The following is a 17,809-nucleotide window of genomic DNA, read 5'->3' on the forward strand; positions in this document are numbered from 1 at the left end:
CCGACTCTATCAGACCGTTTCCGTATCCGATTTCCTCGGCGCTTTCCAGGTTTTCGCTTTCGCGTTTCCCTTTCCGGCGAGTCCGACTCTATCAGATCCTTTCGGGCCCGATTCCCGGTCGGCCGGGGTTGCCTTTGGGCTTTGGAAAGCTTTCGCGTTTCGTCGGCCTTTCGACATTCACTACGCTAACCGATTCCCTCGGTGACTCATAATCGAGTCCCGCGAGTTCGAATTCAGGCATGCGGACATGCCGAATGTGCCCCCGCGGAGGGGAAGTCGTAGGTAGTGGGTTGGCCACTTCCGGCTGCTGGCTGAACGCCGTACCCGGGTCAAGCGGCTCGGGCTACATTACGGTTCCCGCAAGGGCGAGTCAAGTTGAGCGCCGACGGGGCGCATGGGCTCGATAGGGGCTCACCGTCGGGTCGTTGGCGATCCAGAACCGCCAGGGATGAACGCCCCCGTCGCCCGAGACCCCGGTGCGCGGACCACTGCTCACCTGGTCGGGACGGGCGGGTGTCCCGGTCAGCATGGTCACGGGCGAGCCCCCGGGGCCGCAGGCGTCCGTGCCGTCGAGTGATCGGTCCACGTCGAGTGCGGTGGCGAGGCGTGCCGGCCCTTTGGCCAGTTCCTTGTCGTTCCGGGCCGAGAGTCGACGTTTGCGGGCCAGATCCGCGCCCACAGTGACCTCGCCGGCTCTCAGGAGGACACCGCTGGGCCGGCCCTCGGGACCGCAGACCAGGTTCATGCAGAACCACATGCCGTAAGTGAAGTAGACGTACACGTGACCGGGTGGACCGAACATCACGCCGTTGCGGGCCGTACGGCCGCGGTAGGCGTGTGAGCCGGGGTCGTCCGGTCCGTCGTACGCCTCGACCTCGGTCAGGCGCAGTTCGATGGGACCGTCCGGGGTGGCTCGTACGAGGAGGCGTCCCAGGAGATCGGGGGCCACCTCCAGTACGGGGCGGTCGAAGAAGTCCCGTGTCAGGGGCGTACGGTCAGGGGCCGCGATCATGGCGTCCGAGCGTAGTCGAGCCGGCCGGTCCGCCGGGCGAGGGCCGGAGCGGCGCCGTGGTTCTGACGGATGGCTGCCGACGGGGTGGTCAGGTGTCCTCTCCCTTGTAAGGGTGAGGACACGGAACCGGTCGGGCCCGGATCGCGTTTGTAGGGATCAAGGGATCCACACGGACACAGGACGGAACAGGCGTTGCCTGGGGAGGAAGTGACATGGGGTTCAAGCGGCTTCTTGCGAGCATGGGGGCCGGTGGGGCTTCGGTCGAGACGGTGCTGACCGAGGCGAACACCGTTCCGGGCGGCGTCGTCCAGGGTGAGGTGCGGATCCAGGGCGGATCGGTCAACCAGGCGATCGAGGGTCTGTCGGTCGGCCTGCAGGCCAGGGTCGAGGTCGAGGGGCACGACGACCAGGAGTACAAGCAGAACATCGACTTCGCGAAGCTGCGGCTCGGCGGGGCCTTCGAGCTGCAGGCGGGTGCCGTGCACGCGGTTCCGTTCGGGCTGGAGATCCCGTGGGAGACGCCGATCACCATGATCGACGGACAGAGCCTGCGAGGCATGAACATCGGGGTGACCACCGAGCTGGAGATCGCCCGCGCGATCGACTCGGGCGACCTCGACCCGATCAACGTGCACCCGATGCCCGCGCAGAAGGCCATCCTCGACGCGTTCATCCAGCTGGGCTTCCGCTTCAAGAACGCGGACATGGAGCGCGGCCACATCAGGAACACGCGTCAGCGGCTGCCGTTCTACCAGGAGATCGAGTTCTACCCGCCGTCGCAGTACCGCGGGCTGAACCAGGTCGAGCTGAGCTTCGTCGCGGACGACCGTGCGATGGACGTCATCCTGGAGATGGACAAGAAGCCGGGCCTCTTCAGCGAGGGCAGTGACTCCTTCCGCTCCTTCCAGGTGGGCCTGCAGGACTTCCACGGCACGGACTGGGCGGGGTATCTGAACCAGTGGCTGTCCGAGGTCGGCAGCAAGCGCAGCTGGTTCTGAAGGCTGTCCCGGGGCGTGTCCGCAAGGTCGCGTCGTCCGCCCGGGGCGCGGGGTCGGCGGCCTGACCTCGCGGTCACGCCCTAGGCTCGGACCCACAGATTCCGCCGTTCAGGAGGTATGACGTGACCGAGCTCAACAGGGCGCCGCTCCCGCACGCTTTTCATCCGCCGGTGCCGGCGTTCACGGTGACCAGCGAGGACGTCGGGCCGGGTGCCGTACTGAGGGACGCACAGGTCCAGGCCGCCGGGAACACCTCTCCCCAGCTGAGCTGGGAGGGGTTCCCGGCGGAGACCAAGAGCTTCGCCGTGACCTGCTTCGACCCGGACGCCCCGACGGGCAGTGGGTTCTGGCACTGGGTCGTGTTCGACATCCCGGCCTCCGTGACGGAGCTGCCGGTGGGCGCGGGCAGCGGCACCTTCGAGGGACTGCCTCAGGGCGCGGTCCAGGCCCGCAACGACTACGGGTCGCGGGACTTCGGCGGCGCCGCTCCGCCCCCCGGGGACCCCGCCCACCGGTACGTGTTCACGGTGTACGCGGTGGATCAGGAGAAGCTCGGTCCCGACGCGGACGCGTCGCCGGCCGTGGTGGGCTTCAACCTCCGGTTCCACACGCTGTCGCGCGCCCAGCTGATCGGTGAGTACACGGCTCCCGCAGAAGACTGACGTTCACGGAACGTTTGCCCGCCTCTGGTCTTGGAAGTGATCAGGGGCGGGCATTTTTTATTGCGTTGTCCATCTCGTCGTGCCCGGCCAAAGTTGATCCCAGCCCGCCGCAGGTGGGCCGGTGCGCAAGAGGAGGTGGGCTGCATGCGGGACACGCTGGTACTGAACGCGAGTTTTGAGCCGCTGTCGACGGTGACGTTGAACCGAGCCGTCGTTCTGGTGCTGACGGACAAGGCCGTCGTCGAGCAGGCCCACCCCGAACTGCGCATGCGCGGAGCCGCCCTGGACATCCCCGTGCCCCGGGTGATCAGGCTCTGCCGGTATGTCAGGGTGCCGTTCCGAAGACAAGCGCCGTGGTCGAGGCGGGGTGTGCTGATACGCGACCGGCACAAGTGTGCCTACTGCGGACGCCGTGCCACGACCGTGGACCACGTGGTGCCGCGGGCCCAGGGTGGTCAGGACTCGTGGTTGAACACCGTGGCTTCGTGCGCCGAGGACAACCACCGCAAGGCGGCCCGTACGCCGGAGCAGGCCGAGATGCCCTTGCTGCGGCAGCCGTTCGAGCCGACGCCGGCGGACGCCATGCTGCTGGCGCTCGGCCAGGACGACTTCAAGGCCCTTCCGGAGTGGCTGGTCCAGCCCGCCGCCTAGTTTCGTGAACGACCGGGGCCCACCTCCCTGCAGGGAGGTGGGCCCCGGTGTCGTACGGCGTCAGTCCGTGATGGACGGCTTCTCGCGGCGTTCGTTCCCGCCGGAGTTCCCGGAGTTCCCGGAGTTCCCGGAGTTTCCGCTGTTGCCCGAACCGCCGCCCAGGCCACCGAAGTTGCCCATGGCGCCGCTCAGGCCCTTGAGTGCGTCGCCGATCTCGCTGGGCACGATCCACAGCTTGTTGGCGTCGCCCTCGGCGATCTTCGGGAGCATCTGGAGGTACTGGTAGGAGAGGAGCTTCTGGTCCGGGTCGCCGGCGTGGATGGCCTCGAAGACCGTACGGACGGCCTGGGCCTCGCCCTCGGCGCGCAGGGCCGCGGCCTTGGCCTCACCCTCGGCGCGGAGGATCGAGGACTGCTTCTCGCCTTCGGCGGTGAGGATCTGCGACTGCCGGATGCCTTCCGCGGTGAGGATCGCGGCGCGCTTGTCGCGGTCGGCGCGCATCTGCTTCTCCATCGAGTCCTGGATGGAGGTGGGCGGCTCGATCGCCTTGAGTTCGACGCGGTTGACGCGGATGCCCCACTTGCCGGTGGCCTCGTCGAGGACTCCGCGCAGAGCCGCGTTGATCTCCTCGCGGGAGGTCAGGGTCCGCTCCAGGTCCATGCCGCCGATGATGTTGCGCAGTGTGGTGACCGTGAGCTGCTCGATGGCCTGGATGTAGCTGGCGACCTCGTACGTCGCGGCGCGCGCGTCGGTGACCTGGTAGTAGATGACCGTGTCGATGTTGACGACCAGGTTGTCCTGGGTGATCACCGGCTGGGGCGGGAAGGGGACGACCTGTTCACGCAGGTCGATGCGGTTGCGGATCGAGTCTATGAACGGGACGACGATGTTGAGGCCGGCGTTCAGTGTCCGCGTGTAGCGGCCGAAGCGTTCGACGATGGCGGCGCTCGCCTGTGGGATGACCTGGATGGTCTTGATCAGGGCGATGAAGACCAACACCACCAGAATGATCAGGACGATGATGATCGGTTCCATCGATGCTCCCCGTACCCTTCTCCACTCGGTAATTCCGGAAGATCTTATGGCTGTTGAAGATCTTGCTGGACGAGTCTGACAGAACGTCGTCTGCCGCGTGGGGCGTTCGGTTCACTTGCGTTGTCCGAGGTCACATGACGATCGCCGTGGCTCCGTCGATGTCCACGACATCGACTTCCTGGCCGACCTCGTAGGCCTGTCCGGCGTCGAGGGCCCGTGCCGACCAGATCTCTCCGGCGAGCTTGATCCTGCCGTCGCCCGAACCGTCCACGCGCTCCAGGACGACGGCTTGCCTGCCCTTCAACGCGTCGATTCCGGTGGCGAGTTGGGGGCGCTGTGCGCTGTGCCGGGCCGCGATGGGCCGTACGACGGCGATGAGGGCGACCGACACGGCCACGAAGACGAGGACCTGGGCGACGATTCCGGCGCCTAGGCCCGCGGTGACCGCCGCGGCGACGGCTCCCACGGCGAACATGCCGAACTCCGGCATCGCCGTCACCACGAGCGGGATGCCCAGTCCTGCGGCGCCGATCAGCCACCACACCCATGCGTCGATGTCGTCCACGTGGTCATGGTAGGTCCGCGCTCCTCCCGCGGACAGGGCGCGCGATCAACTCGCCTGCTCCTGACGGGATGTGCGCGTCCGTGCGCCCGGGGCGTCAGGCCATCGGGAGGCCCTGCGCGGTCCAGCGCTCGCCGACCTGGTCGACGACGAGCGGGAGGCCGAAGCAGAGCGAGAGGTTGCGCGAGGTGAGTTCGAGCTCCAGGGGTCCGGCCGCGAGCACCTTGCCCTGACGGATCATCAGGACGTGGGTGAAGCCGGGGGCGATCTCCTCGACGTGGTGCGTGACCATGATCATGGAGGGGGCGATCGGGTCGCGGGCGAGGCGGCCGAGGCGGCGTACGAGGTCCTCGCGGCCGCCGAGGTCGAGTCCGGCGGCGGGCTCGTCGAGGAGGAGGAGCTCGGGGTCGGTCATCAGGGCGCGGGCGATCAGGGTGCGCTTGCGCTCGCCCTCGGAGAGGGTGCCGAACTTGCGGTCCAGGTACTCGCTCATGCCGAGGCGGTCGAGGAAGGCGCGGGCGCGCCGCTCGTCGATGTCCTCGTAGTCCTCGTTCCAGCCGGCGGTCATTCCGTACGCGGCGGTGAGGACGGTCTGCAGGACGGTCTGGCGCTTGGGGAGCTTCTCGGCGAGCGCGATGCCGGCGATACCGATGCGCGGGCGGAGCTCGAAGACGTCGACCTTGCCGAGGGTCTCGCCGAGGATGGTGGCGGTACCCGCACTGGGGAAGAGGTAGCTGGAGGCGACGTTCAGCAGGGTCGTCTTCCCGGCGCCGTTGGGGCCGAGGATGACCCAGCGCTCGCCCTCCTTGACCGACCAGGAGACCTGGTCCACCAGAGCCCGGCCCTCGCGGACCACGGATACGTCCTCCAGCTCCAGTACATCGCTCATGAGCGCGTTGTCTCCCATTGCAGTCTCGGCCGTCGCTTACGTCTGTGGACGCAGCCCCCAGGGAAAACCTACGCCACCGGTCGGCCGCACCGATCCATCGGCCGGTCCTTAGGGTGGAGGCATGCTCTCGGAACCACGCTCAGGACAACTGGCCGCATGGGGAAATGCCCTATTGGCCGGACTTGTTTCGCCGGACGACGCCGTGCTCGCGATCGTCGGTGACGACGCCGTGCACCGGGTCGAGGGGCTGCCGGGCGAGTCGGGGCCCGTCGGGCTCACGCTCGCCCTCGGCCGGCTGCGCGCGCTCGGGGTGACCGGGCTGCGGGTGGCGCTGCCCGCGCCGGGCCACCCCCTCGGACTCAGTGGCCCGCCCGCCTTCAACGCACGCGCCCTGGACGCCGAGGAGGCCGTCGTGTGCCACGGCTCGGCGCTGGGGCTCGTCCCGGAGGTGTACGAGGCCGGCCCCGACGGCGATGTGCACGTCGAGGTCGTCTGGCACTGTCTCGCCGTACGGGAGGCGCCGCCCGCCGACGTGCCCTCGCTCGGGGAGGCCGAGCGGGAGCTGGCGGAGGCGCTGCGCGACGCGACGGAGGTGTTGTCGCGGCTCGACGTGGCGGGGTCGGGGCCGGTCGCCGAGGCGGCGGTGGACGCGTACCGGGCACGGGCCGAGCGCGGGCGGGAGGTACTGGCTCCCGGCTACCCGCCCCGAGCGGTGCGCGTGCTGGAGCTGGCCCAGCGGGTGGGACTGCTGATCTCGGTCGCGTACGAGAACGGGCACGGCGGGGCGGTGAGCGCCTCGGAGATGGCCGCTCGGGCCGAGGCGCTGCGGCCGGTGGAGCGCACGGCGCGTCGGGCACAGGTGGCGGCGTACAACGCGTTCGTGGAGGAGCGGGAGCGGGGCGTCCGCTGAACCAGGTCCGCTTCGGGGCGCCGGCACCCGTCCGCGACTCAGGGGCCCGCACCGGGATGCGGGTGAGGTTCACCGGACCGCCTGCCCAGCCGTGCCCCGTTGTCGGGCCGGGTGGGCAGGCGGTCCGTGTCGGCCGGCCCGGGAGTTCTCGATCCGGCCGGGGTGCGCGGTGCCGGGCCAGGACGCGGAAGAGCCCCGCGAAACGTTTCCGTTCGCGGGGCTCTTCCAGGTGGTGCGTCAGCCGTTGACGCCGGCGTTGCCGAACGCCGGGTTGAGCAGGCCGATGACGTTGATGGAGTTGCCCACGACATTCACCGGCACGTGGATCGGGAGCTGAGCGACGTTGCCCGAGGCGACGCCCGGCGAGTTCACGGCCGCGCCCTCGGCACCCGAGTCGGCGACAGCGGCACCGGCGGAAGCTCCGGCGGCGATACCGGCGACGGTGATGGCCAGGGCGGCCTTCTTGGCGATGTTCATGAGAAGCGTTCCTCCTGCGTATACGGATCCGACCCGGCCCGCGGGTCGTACGCTGAGCAACGCCGTGGAGGCCGGGACGGCACGGGAGGCCGCCGTGATTGCCCCGTTCGATGCATTCCCCTGATGAGTCGACAAACAGACCGGCCCCCGGGGAATCCCCGGGAGCCGGTGGTCACGACCGTCAGGCGGCGGACCTCAGCGGTTGAGGCCGAGGTTGCCGAAGGCCGGGTTCAGAACGCCGATGACGTTCACGCTGTTGCCGACCGCGTTCACCGGGACGTGGATCGGGGCCTGGATGGTGTTGCCCGAGATGACGCCCGGGGAACCTTCGGCCTTGCCGACCGCCAGCGATCCGTCGGAGGCCGAAGCCATACCGGCGCCGGCGGCGACCAGGCCACCGGCGACCATCGCGACAGCGGTGACCTTCTTCAGGTTCTTCACTTCTGAAACCCCTCCTTGCGAACACCGCGGCAGGATCGCCGCAGCACGCACTGGAGAACGGCTCCACCTCGCGGAGGTTGCGCCGTTCGGGGGACATACACCCGACGGTATGAATCTCATTCCGGACCGGAACCCTCCCGTCGGCCGGTGGCCCCGGCCGCGCGGGAGAGGCGCGCCGGAGCACGGATCCGCTGGTGACCGGCCCGTGGTGATCAGCCCGCGATGCCGTTCCGGACGGCCCAGAGCGCGGCCTGGGTGCGGTCGGCGAGGTCGAGCTTCATCAGGATGTTCGAGACGTGGGTCTTCACCGTCTTCTCGGAGAGGACGAGAGCGCGGGCGATCTCGCGGTTGGAGCGGCCGTCCGCGATCAGTACGAGCACCTCGCGTTCCCTCTCGGTGAGCGAACCGCTCCTCCCCTGGCCCGAGTTCGCCTCCTCCTGGGACAACAGGGCCCCCGCGACCTCGGGTTGCAGGAGGATGTGCCCCGCGTGGACGGAGCGGATGGCGCCGGCCAGCGCTTCGGGATCCACGTCCTTGTACACGTACCCGGCGGCGCCCGCGCGCAGGGCGGGCACCACCGTGCGCTGCTCGGTGAAGCTGGTGACGATCAACACGCGGGCGGGGTTGGCGAGTTCACGGAGTTTGCGGAGCGCGTCGATGCCGTCCATGCCCGGCATCTTCACGTCCATCAGGACGACGTCGGGCTTCAGCTCCTCGGCGCGGGCGACGCCTTCGGCGCCGTCGGACGCCTCTCCGACGACCTCGATGTCGTCCTGCACCTCCAGGAAGGTGCGCAGGCCCCGGCGGACGACCTGGTGGTCGTCGACGAGCAGCACCTTGATTGCGTCAGCCACCAGGGACCTCCATCTCGATCGTGGTGCCCTTTCCGGGCGCCGATTCGACGGTGAGTGTGCCGCCGACGCCGCTCGCCCGGTCCCGCATCGACACCAGGCCGAGGTGGCGGCCGGCGGCGCGCGTCGCGGTGGGGTCGAAGCCGCTGCCGTCGTCGACGACGTACAGGACGGCTCCGGGGCCGCGCTTCTCCACGGTGACGTCGACGCGGGCGGCGCCGGAGTGGCGCAGCGCGTTGTGCAGTGCCTCCTGGGCGACGCGCAGCATCGCCTCCTCCTGGGAGGCGGGCAGCGCCCGGACGCCGCGGCCGGCGAAGGTGACGCGCGCGGAGTGGGCGCGGTCGAGGACCTGTATGTGGGTGCGCAGGGTGGCGACGAGGCCGTCCTCGTCGAGTGCGGCGGGGCGCAACTCGACGACGGCGGCGCGCAGTTCGTCGGCGGCTTCGGCGGCGAGGGCGGCCACGTGCTGGAGTTCGCCCTTGGCGCGGGAGGGGTCACGGTCGACGAGGGTCGCGGCGGCCTGGGCGGTGAGGCGCAGGGAGAACAGCTTCTGGCTGACGGCGTCGTGCAGTTCGTGCGCGAGGCGGGAGCGCTCCTCGGCGATGGTCAGCTCGCGGCTGCGTTCGTAGAGGCGGGCGTTGGTGAGGGCGATCGCGGCGTGCTGGGCGAGGATGGTGAGGAGTTCCTCGTCCTCCTCGGTGAAGCCGCAGGTGTCCGCGCCGGACCGCGCGGAATCGTCTCCCGCGGGCCGCTTGTTCGCGAGGAAGAGCGCGCCGATCGTCTCGTCGCCGTCGCGGATGGGCAGCCCGAGGAAGTCGGACATGTCGGGGTGGGCGGAGGGCCAGCCCTCGAAGCGGGGGTCCTCGCGCACGTCGGCGAGGCGCTCGGGGCGGGCCTCGCTCAGCATCGCGGCGAGGATGCCGTGCTGGCGCGGGAGCGGGCCGATGGCCTTCCACTGGGCGTCGCTGACGCCGTCGACGACGAACTGGGCGAAGCCCCCGTGGTCATCGGGCACGCCGAGGGCCGCGTACTGCGCGTCGAGCAGTTCGCGGGCCGAGGCGACGATCGTCTTGAGGACGTCGCGCACTTCGAGGTGCCGGCTCATGGCCAGCAGCGCGGTGCTCACCGCGTACAGGCCCGACCGGGGTCCTTGGCTCATGCCCCCAACGTACCGGCGGGCGGTGACACCGCGTATCGGGCCGGTGTCGGCGCCGACCTGGGCCGTTGGGCCTAGGTCCGGTCCGCTCCCGCGTCCGTCCGGACCTAGGACGAAGGGACCCCGATCATTGCGGCCCGCGCACGAGGCGGCCGGGCGGGTCCCGTTCCTAGCGTGAGGGCATCCGCCGCAGGGCGGGTCGTGGACGAGGGGACGGACGTCATGCCGGTAGCGATCATCACGGGGGCTTCGAAGGGACTGGGGCGGGCGCTGGGGGCGGCCCTGGCGCGGCGCGGCTGGGATCTGGTGCTGGACGCGAGAACGGCCGAGGTGCTGGAGGAGACCGCGGTGGCCCTGTCCGCGCACGGGACGCGGGTGGAGGCGTTGCCCGGGGACGTGACGGACGCCGTTCACCGTGCCGCTCTCGTGGCGGCGGCCGGGAAGCTGGGCGGGGTCGACCTGCTGGTGAACAACGCGAGCGCGCTGGGTGCCGAGCCGCTGGTGCGTCTGGAGGAGCTGGGTCTGGACGGGCTGCGGCGGGCGCTGGAGGTCAACGTGGTCGCCGCGCTGGGCCTGGTCCAGGAGGCGCTGCCGCTGCTCCGGGCGGCGGAGGCGGGTGCGGTCGTCGCGGTCAGTTCGGACGCGGCGGCGGAGGCGTACGAGACCTGGGGCGGCTACGGCGCCTCGAAGGCTGCTCTCGACCATCTGTCGGCGGTACTCGGTGAGGAGGAGCCCGGGCTGCGGGTCTGGGCCGTGGACCCCGGGGACATGGGCACGGACCTCTACCGGGCGGCCGTGCCCGGCGACGACGGTCCACGGCCGGCGCCGGACCGGGTGGTTCCGGCGTTCCTGCGGCTGCTCGACGAACGGCCGGCCAGTGGGCGCTACGCCGCTCCGGCCCTGCTGGAGGAGCGATGAGGACGGCGACGGGGGTGTCTCCGGTCGGGCGCGGCCGGTCGTGGGGGAAGGTTCCGGAGGAGCTGTCGGCGCGGGTGCCGGCCGAGCAGCGGGGAGCGGGGAGCGACCGGGATGCCGTACGGCTGCTGGTGTCGCGCGGCCGCGAGGTGTCGCATCACGCGTTCGTGGAGCTGCCGCGGCAGCTCGCGGCAGGGGACCTGCTGATCGTCAACACGTCGGCCACCCTGGCGGCGGCCGTGGACGGGCGGGCCGGGCACGCGCGCGTGGTGGTGCACTTCTCGACGCGCGGGGACGACGGGCGGTGGGCCGTCGAGCTGCGGGATCCCGACGGGGCGGGCACCACGCGTGCGCGGGCGGGCGGGCCCGCGGGGACAGTGGTGAGGCTGCCCGGGGACGTACGCCTCGTCCTGGAGGAGCCGCTGAGCGCCCGTGGGCCGCGGCTGTGGTGGGCGCGGGTGCGGGGCGGCGCGGACGTCCTGGGGCTGCTGCGGCGGCACGGGCGGCCCATCCGCTACTCCTACACGGAACGGGACCAGCCGCTGTCCGTCTACCAGACGGTGTTCGCGCTGCCGTCGGACGACGGGGCGGGCAGCGCGGAGATGCCGAGCGCCGCCCGCCCCTTCACCACGCGCATGGTGGCGGAGCTGGTGAGCCGGGGTGTGCAGTTCGCGCCGGTCACGCTGCACACGGGGGTGGCGTCGGCGGAGGCGCACGAGCCGCCGTATCCGGAGCCGTACGCCGTGCCGGAGACGTCGGCGCGGCTGATCAACGCGGCGCGGGCCGGTGGGGGCCGGATCGTGGCGGTCGGGACGACGGCCGTGCGTGCCGTGGAGTCCGCGGCCGGGCCGGACGGGCTGGTGCGGGCGGCGCGGGGCTGGACGGACCTGGTGGTGACCCCGGAGCGGGGTGTACGGGTCGTCGACGGGCTGCTGACCGGGCTGCACGAGCCGGAGGCCTCGCATCTCCTCATGCTGGAGGCGGTCGCCGGAAGGGCTGCCGTGGACCGCGGATACGAGGCCGCGCTGGCCGGGCTCTACCTCTGGCACGAGTTCGGCGACGTGCACCTCATCCTCCCGGAGGAGGCCCCTCACACAGAGCGTTGCGCCAGCAACTCTTGGTGAGATCGCAACGCCCTCGATGTGAGCCCGCACATAGGGTGCACATCACGTACGAACGGACATAGGAGACAAGCGGACCCTAGATGAGCGGGGCAGACGTGCCAGTCTGCCCCGTTTTGCCCTTTCCGTCTCCACTACCTGGCTTCGTACGTCACACCTTTGCCACAGCATTTTGCGGCCGCTAAGAATTGCCCTCGTCGCTCAGCGCCTCGGGTTCTACCCCAGGGCGTTCGTCCGGAAACGCAACGATGCAATGTCCCCTCGGACCGCGAGCGACCTCCGCGCTATTCGAAGAGGTCTCAGTCATGCCCAAGAACATCACCACTCCTGGACATAGTCCGAAGCTGACCAAGCTCCACAAGCTTTCGATCGCCGGCGTGGCCACCCTCGGTGCCGCCACCCTCGCGTTCTCCCTGGTGCCGGACAACTCCCACACCACCACGAACGACGCCGCCGTCTCCACCGCGAAGGTCGCCTACAGCGACAAGCAGATAAAGGACGTCAAGGGCAGCGTCACCGACCAGCTGGCCGGCGCGGACCTGAAGGCTCAGGCGATCGCCGCGAAGAAGAAGGCGGCCGACGCCGCCGCGGCGAAGAAGAAGGCCGCCGAGGCAGTCGCCGCAAAGAAGAAGGCAGCCGCGAAGAAGGCAGCCCAGGCGCGCTCCAAGGCCGCCGCGAGCCGCTCCTCCGAGCGGATCAAGGTCCAGCCCGTCGCAGCCAAGACGTACGCGAACAACCTCGACGGCTGGATCCGCCAGTCCCTGGACATCATGAAGTCGAAGGGCATCCCGGGCTCCTACAACGGGCTGCACCGCAACATCCTGCGTGAGTCCTCCGGTAACCCGAAGGCCATCAACGACTGGGACATCAACGCGATCAACGGCATCCCCTCGAAGGGCCTGCTGCAGGTCATCCCGCCGACCTTCACCGCGTACCACGTGGCCGGCACGTCGTGGAACATCTACGACCCGGTCGCCAACATCACCGCCGCCGCCAACTACGCGGCCGACAAGTACGGCTCGATGGACAACGTCAACAGCGCGTACTGAGGGCCGAGCGCGGAGCTCCCGTCACAGACGCCGAAGGGCGGCACCCCGACCGGGGTGCCGCCCTCGCGCTCTCCTCGGACGCGGAAGCTACTTACGCATGACCTCGGGCTCGTGGCGGCGCAGGAAGCGGGCCACGAGGAACCCGCAGGCGACGCCGAGCGCGATCAGCGCGACCATGTCCAGGGTCCAGGCGCCCGCCGTGTGGTTCCACAGCGGGTCCGTGTTCGACGGATCGTCCTGGTTCGGGAAGATGTTGTTGAAGTCCAGCGTCGTGCCGGACGCGGCGACCGCCCAGCGGGCCGGCATCAGGTACGAGAACTGGTTGACACCCGGAGTGCCGTTCAGGATGAACAGGCAGCCGGTGAAGACGACCTGGACGATCGCGAACATGACCAGCAGCGGCATCGTCTTCTCGGCGGTCTTCACCAGCGAGGAGATGACCAGGCCGAACATCATCGACGCGAAGCCCAGCGCCATGATCGGGATGGTCAGCTCGACCTTGGGCAGGCTCTTGAGGATCAGGCCCTCGTCCGGGACCGTACGGCTGCCGAAGCCGATCGCGCCGACCAGGGCACCCTGCAGCAGCGTGACCACGCCGAGGACGATCACCTTCGACATCAGGTACGCGGACCGTGACAGACCGGTCGCCCGTTCCCGCTCGTAGATCACCCGTTCCTTGATCAGCTCACGGACGGAGTTGGCCGCACCCGCGAAGCACGCGCCGACCGCGAGGATCAGCAGCACCGTCGTCGCCGTGCCGTTCGCGACATGGACGCCCGAGGGCAGCACCTTGTCGTTGACCAGCAGGGTCTTGCCGCTGTCGATGAGCAGGCTCACCGAGCCGAGCACCGCGGGCAGGATCACCGTCAGCGCCAGGAAGCCCTTGTCGGACGCGATCACCGAGGCGTAGCGCCGGATCAGCGTCGTCAGCTGGGAGCCCCAGCTCTGCGGCTTCGGCGGCTTCATCGCCTGCGCCGGCGGCATCTGCGTCGACTGCGGGGCGACGGCGTCGATGTCCGCGGCGTACATCTGGTAGTGCTGCGAGCCCTTCCAGCGGCCCGCCCAGTCGTAGTCGCGGTAGTTCTCGAACGCCGAGAAGACGTCGGCCCAGGTCTCGTAGCCGAAGAAGTTCAGCGCCTCCTCCGGAGGGCCGAAGTAGGCCACGGAGCCGCCCGGCGCCATCACGAGGAGCTTGTCGCAGATCGCCAGCTCGGCCACCGAGTGCGTGACGACCAGGACCGTACGGCCGTCGTCGGCGAGGCCGCGCAGCAGCTGCATGACGTCGCGGTCCATGCCCGGGTCGAGACCGGAGGTCGGCTCGTCCAGGAAGATCAGCGACGGTTTGGTCAGCAGCTCCAGCGCCACCGACACCCGCTTGCGCTGGCCGCCGGAGAGGGAGGTGACCTTCTTCTCCTTGTGGACGTCCAGCTTCAGCTCGCGCAGGACCTCGTCTATCCGGGCCTCGCGCTCCTGACCCGTGGTGTCCGCGGGGAAGCGCAGTTTGGCCGCGTACTTGAGGGCCTTCTTGACGGTCAGTTCCTTGTGCAGGATGTCGTCCTGCGGGACCAGACCGATGCGCTGGCGCAGCTCGGCGAACTGCTTGTACAGGTTTCGGTTGTCGTAGAGGACGTCGCCCTGGTTGGCGGGGCGGTAGCCCGTGAGCGCCTTCAGGAGCGTCGACTTGCCGGAGCCCGACGGGCCGATCACCGCGACGAGCGACTTCTCGGGAACGCCGAAGGAGACGTCCTTGAGGATCTGCTTGCCGCCGTCGACGGTGACCGTCAGATGACGGGCCGAGAAGGACACCTCACCGGTGTCGACGAACTCCTCGAGACGGTCCCCCACCAGGCGGAAGGTGGAGTGGCCGACGCCGACGATGTCGTTCGGGCCGAGCAGCGTCGAGCCGCCCTTGGCGATCGGCATGCCGTTGACGTAGGTGCCGTTGTGCGAACCGAGGTCGCGGATCTCGAAGCGGCCGTCCGGCGTCGCGTGGAACTCGGCGTGGTGCCGGGAGACCTGGAGGTCCGAGACCACCAGTTCGTTCTCCAGCGCACGGCCGATGCGCATCACGCGCCCCAGCGAGAACTGGTGGAACGTCGTCGGGCTGCGGTCTCCGTAGACCGGCGGCGCCCCCGCGCCCCCGCCGGGTCCCTGCTGCTGCGGGATGCCCGCCGCCTGCCGCGGCGGCTGCTGGCCGCCCTGGCCCGGAGCCTGCTGCGGCGTCGGCGGCTGAGCCCACCCGGGGCTCGCGCCCTGCGCCGCGTACGGCTGCTGCTGCGGCTGCGACTGTGCGACGGAGGCCGCCGTGCCGGACAGGCTCAGCCGCGGACCGTCGGTCGCGTTGCCGAGGTGCACGGCCGAACCGGGGCCGATCTCCGTCTGGTGGACGCGCTGCCCCTGTACGAACGTGCCGTTGGTGCTCCCGTGGTCGTCGATGACCCAACTGCGGCCGTTCCAGCTGATCGTGGCGTGACGCCAGGACACCCTGGCGTCGTCGAGCACGATGTCCCCCTGCGGATCGCGTCCGAGGGCGTAGGACCTGGAGGCATCGAGCGTCCAGGTCCGTCCATTCAATTCCAGTACGAGTTCCGGCACTCCAGCCCCACTGTGTTGTCCCCCGAGTTACCCCCAACACAGGGAGTCTAGGGATGTCGAACATCGTGGGGAACTATTTCAGTAGGAGCCCCCTGACCGAAAGTCGGGCCATGTGAACGATGGGTACGGGCGGGTTGCCCGTTTCCGTTGACGGGGTTGAAACCGGACCGGAGAGTGGTAATCCCCCGCGAGGGGGACATACGCGGGATCACCGCGGCGCGGATCGGGGGGTCTGGCGATGGGCAACGGGACCGAGCGGCACGGCGGAGGCACCGGGAGTGTGCCGTGGGGGGATGTGCTGCTGTCGGCGATCGCCTCCGTGAGCTGGGCGCTGATCGGCATGGCGGGCACCGCGGCACTCGGCCTGCATCTGCTCGGAGCGGACACCGCGGGGTCGCTCGGCCCCATGACCGCTGCCGTCGTGGCCCTCGGGGCGAACGGTTCGGTGACCCCCTCCGGTGACGTGTCCGCCTTCGGCCTCCAGGGCGCGCAGGCCCACACCGCCATCCAGATCACCCCGCTCGGCGTCGGGCTCGTCGGCGCCCTCCTCATGGCGTGGTTCTTCCTCCGCTCCTTGCGCGGAGCAGGAGTTGTGATCGCGCCCTCCGAACTCCTGGCGCGGGCGGGCTCGGTGGTCGTCCTCTTCGTCGCCACCCTGGGCGGGCTCGCCTGGGCCGGCCACGACGTCATCACCATCGACGGCGGCAAGCTCGGGCTCGACAAGGTCACCGGCGGAGACGGCGGACTCGGTGACATCACGGACAAACTGCCGGGAGGGCTGGGGGATCTGGGGGACCTCGGCGGGCTGTTGCCCGACAAGGTCGGCGACCTCGTGAAGGCCAAGGCGGCCGTCGGCTTCTCCGTCGACACCGCGCCGACCCTCCTCGGCGGAGCCGCGTGGGCCGCCGGCGTCCTGCTGATCGCCCTGCTCGCCTCCCGGCGTACGCCCCTGCCGCCCGGCTGGGACGCCGTGCACCGCGTCGTACGGCCGGCCGTCGCCTCCCTCGTCACCGTCCTGCTCGTCGCGGTCCTCGCCGGGCTCGCGGCGGCTGCGTACGCGGCGGTCGGCGACGACCATCCGAAGCGGATCGCGGGGGCCGCGCTGCTCGGCGCACCCAACGGGGTGTGGCTCGCCGTCCCGCTCGGGCTCTTCGTCCCCTGGGACGGCCGGGCCACCGGCGAACTCGCCAAGCTGCTGCCGGACCCGCTCGACCGCCTGCTCAGCACCGGCACCGACCGGCCCGTCACCCTGAGCCGCCTCGCCGAACTCGACGGCCGCGTCTGGCTGTTGGCCGTGGCGACCGCGCTCATGATGCTGTACGCGGGCGTCCTGACGGCCGTGCGTACGCCATTCGTACGGGCCCGGGATGCAGCCGTTGCGGGGGCACCGGGTGACACCTCTGCACGAGGCGGGGGTGCGCTGCGGTTCGCCGGTCTCTGCGCACTTCGGCTCGGCGTTGTGACCGCACTGGCACTGCCGCTGCTCGCGTGGCTGACGGACGTGTCGGTGGACGCGTCGCTGTCGGTCCTCGGGTTCGACGCGTTCGGGGCGGGGATCCTGCTGCACGGGCAGCTGGGGACGGCGTTGGTCCTCGGTGCGCTCTGGGGGGCGGGGGCCGGGGGCGTGGGGGCGTTGCTGGCCTGCGCGAGCGGGGCGGCGGGGCGGCGGGTGGCCATGTTGGGAGTGGTGCGGAGCTCGGGGGGCGCGGGGGCCCTGGGGGGCGCGGGTGTTCCGGCTGGGGCCGGCGGGGGCTCCGGTGTGGGTGAAGACGCTGGACCGTATCGGCCTCGGGGGTCGTACCGGGCGCCCAATCCGGACACCAATCCGTACCTGATGGTGCCGGAGGAGTTGCGGGGGCCGGAGCCGGAGGATCGGCGGCCGGGGGCGGAGCCGGGGCCCGGGGCGGGGCCCCGGGATGTGTACGGTGCGCCGACGGTGGTGCGGCCGATGGGGCCGCTGCCGAAGCGGCGGCCGGACGGGCCCGACGGAGGGCCTCCTCCGCCTCCTCCGGCACCACCGCCCGCACCTCCGTCGGGAAGGCCCCGGCGTTGAGGCGGGCCGGGCGGTGGTGCCGGTGGGTGGGTCAGGCCGATCGCGGATACCTGCGGGTGGGTCGGGGCCGTGCCGGTACATCCGGACGTGAGCGACGGGCATCCGATGTACCGGCACGGCCCCTTCCGCCGGACGGCGACCGCGGGCAGAGGGGGACGGGGTTCGACCCCCTCACGCCGCATGTCGGATGCCGAATGCGGGGCTATGGACTGCGGCTGCGGGCCACGGACGCCGCGAATTCCGCGGGCGCGCGGTCCTGCGGGAGAACCCAGCCCCTCCGGCGTTTGAGGAGCGGGGTCTGGGGCGGAGCCCCCAGGGGTGGGAAGGGTAGGGGCGGAGGGGGCGAGAGAGGCGGTGGTTGTCGGCGGGGGCTGCTGGGGGTGGTGGCCGGCGGGGCTGCCAGGGGTGGTCGCAGGCGGGGCTGCTGGGGGT

At 70.5% G+C, this 17,809-nt stretch carries 17 protein-coding genes; 8 read left to right on the forward strand and 9 right to left on the reverse strand.

The window, feature by feature from the left end:
- Nucleotides 1-370 precede the first annotated feature (370 nt).
- Complete coding sequence (locus ABZT74_RS31960; protein WP_356440682.1) at nucleotides 371-1,012, reverse strand: DNA-3-methyladenine glycosylase; 642 nt, start codon at nucleotides 1,010-1,012, stop codon at nucleotides 371-373.
- A gap of 212 nt (nucleotides 1,013-1,224) precedes the next feature.
- Here ABZT74_RS31960 and ABZT74_RS31965 point away from each other — a divergent pair, with 212 nt between their 5' ends.
- The 3 genes from ABZT74_RS31965 (at nucleotide 1,225) to ABZT74_RS31975 (ending at nucleotide 3,323) form a co-directional block, all read left to right on the forward strand.
- Complete coding sequence (locus tag ABZT74_RS31965; RefSeq protein WP_355884688.1) at nucleotides 1,225-2,010, forward strand: sporulation protein; 786 nt, start codon at nucleotides 1,225-1,227, stop codon at nucleotides 2,008-2,010.
- Nucleotides 2,011-2,132: 122 nt separating this feature from the next.
- Nucleotides 2,133-2,672 carry a YbhB/YbcL family Raf kinase inhibitor-like protein gene (locus tag ABZT74_RS31970; RefSeq protein ID WP_356440684.1) on the forward strand — a complete coding sequence of 180 codons (540 nt, stop codon included), beginning with the start codon at nucleotides 2,133-2,135 and terminating at the stop codon, nucleotides 2,670-2,672.
- A 144-nt stretch (nucleotides 2,673-2,816) separates the two neighbouring features.
- Nucleotides 2,817-3,323 (forward strand): HNH endonuclease, encoded by a 507-nt coding sequence (locus ABZT74_RS31975; RefSeq protein ID WP_355884692.1) that lies wholly within the window; start codon nucleotides 2,817-2,819, stop codon nucleotides 3,321-3,323.
- Between the two features lie 60 nt (nucleotides 3,324-3,383).
- Here ABZT74_RS31975 and ABZT74_RS31980 read toward each other — a convergent pair whose 3' ends face one another.
- From ABZT74_RS31980 to ABZT74_RS31990, 3 genes are all read right to left on the reverse strand, one after another.
- The gene (locus tag ABZT74_RS31980; RefSeq protein WP_356440686.1) at nucleotides 3,384-4,358 is read right to left on the reverse strand and encodes an SPFH domain-containing protein; all 975 of its coding nucleotides are present in this window, start codon (nucleotides 4,356-4,358) and stop codon (nucleotides 3,384-3,386) included.
- Between the two features lie 130 nt (nucleotides 4,359-4,488).
- Nucleotides 4,489-4,923 carry an NfeD family protein gene (locus tag ABZT74_RS31985; protein WP_355884696.1) on the reverse strand — a complete coding sequence of 145 codons (435 nt, stop codon included), beginning with the start codon at nucleotides 4,921-4,923 and terminating at the stop codon, nucleotides 4,489-4,491.
- Nucleotides 4,924-5,017: 94 nt separating this feature from the next.
- Nucleotides 5,018-5,809, reverse strand: a complete 792-nt coding sequence (locus ABZT74_RS31990; protein ID WP_355884698.1) for an ABC transporter ATP-binding protein — start codon at nucleotides 5,807-5,809, stop codon at nucleotides 5,018-5,020.
- Between the two features lie 121 nt (nucleotides 5,810-5,930).
- Here ABZT74_RS31990 and ABZT74_RS31995 point away from each other — a divergent pair, with 121 nt between their 5' ends.
- Nucleotides 5,931-6,719, forward strand: coding sequence for a hypothetical protein (locus ABZT74_RS31995; protein ID WP_356440688.1), 789 nt, complete (start codon nucleotides 5,931-5,933; stop codon nucleotides 6,717-6,719).
- Between the two features lie 237 nt (nucleotides 6,720-6,956).
- Here the strand turns inward: ABZT74_RS31995 and ABZT74_RS32000 are convergent, their stop codons facing one another.
- The 4 genes from ABZT74_RS32000 to ABZT74_RS32015 form a co-directional block, all read right to left on the reverse strand.
- Nucleotides 6,957-7,196 carry a chaplin gene (locus ABZT74_RS32000; protein WP_355884701.1) on the reverse strand — a complete coding sequence of 80 codons (240 nt, stop codon included), beginning with the start codon at nucleotides 7,194-7,196 and terminating at the stop codon, nucleotides 6,957-6,959.
- 195 nt (nucleotides 7,197-7,391) lie between these two features.
- On the reverse strand, nucleotides 7,392-7,637 hold the full coding sequence (locus tag ABZT74_RS32005; RefSeq protein ID WP_355884703.1) for a chaplin: 246 nt from the start codon (nucleotides 7,635-7,637) through the stop codon (nucleotides 7,392-7,394).
- A 212-nt stretch (nucleotides 7,638-7,849) separates the two neighbouring features.
- Nucleotides 7,850-8,491, reverse strand: coding sequence for a response regulator transcription factor (locus tag ABZT74_RS32010; RefSeq protein WP_355884705.1), 642 nt, complete (start codon nucleotides 8,489-8,491; stop codon nucleotides 7,850-7,852).
- Nucleotides 8,484-9,647, reverse strand: a complete 1,164-nt coding sequence (locus ABZT74_RS32015) for a GAF domain-containing sensor histidine kinase (protein WP_356174172.1) — start codon at nucleotides 9,645-9,647, stop codon at nucleotides 8,484-8,486. Before ABZT74_RS32015 ends, ABZT74_RS32010 begins: the two co-directional genes overlap by 8 nt.
- Nucleotides 9,648-9,866: 219 nt before the next feature.
- On the opposite strand from ABZT74_RS32015, the gene ABZT74_RS32020 reads away from it, so the two are divergent.
- The 3 genes from ABZT74_RS32020 (at nucleotide 9,867) to ABZT74_RS32030 (ending at nucleotide 12,729) form a co-directional block, all read left to right on the forward strand.
- Nucleotides 9,867-10,562 carry an SDR family NAD(P)-dependent oxidoreductase gene (locus ABZT74_RS32020; RefSeq protein ID WP_355876750.1) on the forward strand — a complete coding sequence of 232 codons (696 nt, stop codon included), beginning with the start codon at nucleotides 9,867-9,869 and terminating at the stop codon, nucleotides 10,560-10,562.
- On the forward strand, nucleotides 10,559-11,683 hold the full coding sequence (locus ABZT74_RS32025) for an S-adenosylmethionine:tRNA ribosyltransferase-isomerase (protein ID WP_356174166.1): 1,125 nt from the start codon (nucleotides 10,559-10,561) through the stop codon (nucleotides 11,681-11,683). The genes ABZT74_RS32020 and ABZT74_RS32025 overlap by 4 nt, the downstream gene beginning before the upstream one ends.
- 302 nt (nucleotides 11,684-11,985) lie before the next feature.
- The gene (locus ABZT74_RS32030) at nucleotides 11,986-12,729 is read left to right on the forward strand and encodes a transglycosylase SLT domain-containing protein (protein ID WP_356174163.1); all 744 of its coding nucleotides are present in this window, start codon (nucleotides 11,986-11,988) and stop codon (nucleotides 12,727-12,729) included.
- A gap of 87 nt (nucleotides 12,730-12,816) precedes the next feature.
- Here ABZT74_RS32030 and ABZT74_RS32035 read toward each other — a convergent pair whose 3' ends face one another.
- Nucleotides 12,817-15,324: an FHA domain-containing protein gene (locus ABZT74_RS32035; protein ID WP_356174160.1), complete on the reverse strand. Its 2,508-nt coding sequence runs from the start codon at nucleotides 15,322-15,324 to the stop codon at nucleotides 12,817-12,819.
- Between the two features lie 238 nt (nucleotides 15,325-15,562).
- Between ABZT74_RS32035 and ABZT74_RS32040 the strand changes: the two genes are divergently transcribed.
- Nucleotides 15,563-17,377, forward strand: coding sequence for a streptophobe family protein (locus ABZT74_RS32040; protein WP_356174159.1), 1,815 nt, complete (start codon nucleotides 15,563-15,565; stop codon nucleotides 17,375-17,377).
- Nucleotides 17,378-17,809: the final 432 nt, after the last annotated feature.

This window comes from Streptomyces sp. NPDC005302, assembly GCF_040607345.1.
In the GTDB taxonomy this organism is placed as follows: Bacteria; Actinomycetota; Actinomycetes; order Streptomycetales; family Streptomycetaceae; genus Streptomyces.

Bases quoted from the DNA above. Each gene is read 5' to 3' on its own strand.
- ABZT74_RS31990 (WP_355884698.1), bottom strand. From the start codon at position 5,809: ATGAGCGATGTACTGGAGCTGGAGGACGTATCCGTGGTCCGCGAGGGC.
- ABZT74_RS32040 (WP_356174159.1), top strand. From the start codon at position 15,563: ATGGGCAACGGGACCGAGCGGCACGGCGGAGGCACCGGGAGTGTGCCG.
- ABZT74_RS32000 (WP_355884701.1), bottom strand. From the start codon at position 7,196: ATGAACATCGCCAAGAAGGCCGCCCTGGCCATCACCGTCGCCGGTATC.
- ABZT74_RS31980 (WP_356440686.1), bottom strand. From the start codon at position 4,358: ATGGAACCGATCATCATCGTCCTGATCATTCTGGTGGTGTTGGTCTTC.
- ABZT74_RS32030 (WP_356174163.1), top strand. From the start codon at position 11,986: ATGCCCAAGAACATCACCACTCCTGGACATAGTCCGAAGCTGACCAAG.
- ABZT74_RS32015 (WP_356174172.1), bottom strand. From the start codon at position 9,647: ATGAGCCAAGGACCCCGGTCGGGCCTGTACGCGGTGAGCACCGCGCTG.
- ABZT74_RS31965 (WP_355884688.1), top strand. From the start codon at position 1,225: ATGGGGTTCAAGCGGCTTCTTGCGAGCATGGGGGCCGGTGGGGCTTCG.
- ABZT74_RS31960 (WP_356440682.1), bottom strand. From the start codon at position 1,012: ATGATCGCGGCCCCTGACCGTACGCCCCTGACACGGGACTTCTTCGAC.
- ABZT74_RS31995 (WP_356440688.1), top strand. From the start codon at position 5,931: ATGCTCTCGGAACCACGCTCAGGACAACTGGCCGCATGGGGAAATGCC.
- ABZT74_RS31975 (WP_355884692.1), top strand. From the start codon at position 2,817: ATGCGGGACACGCTGGTACTGAACGCGAGTTTTGAGCCGCTGTCGACG.
- ABZT74_RS32025 (WP_356174166.1), top strand. From the start codon at position 10,559: ATGAGGACGGCGACGGGGGTGTCTCCGGTCGGGCGCGGCCGGTCGTGG.
- ABZT74_RS32020 (WP_355876750.1), top strand. From the start codon at position 9,867: ATGCCGGTAGCGATCATCACGGGGGCTTCGAAGGGACTGGGGCGGGCG.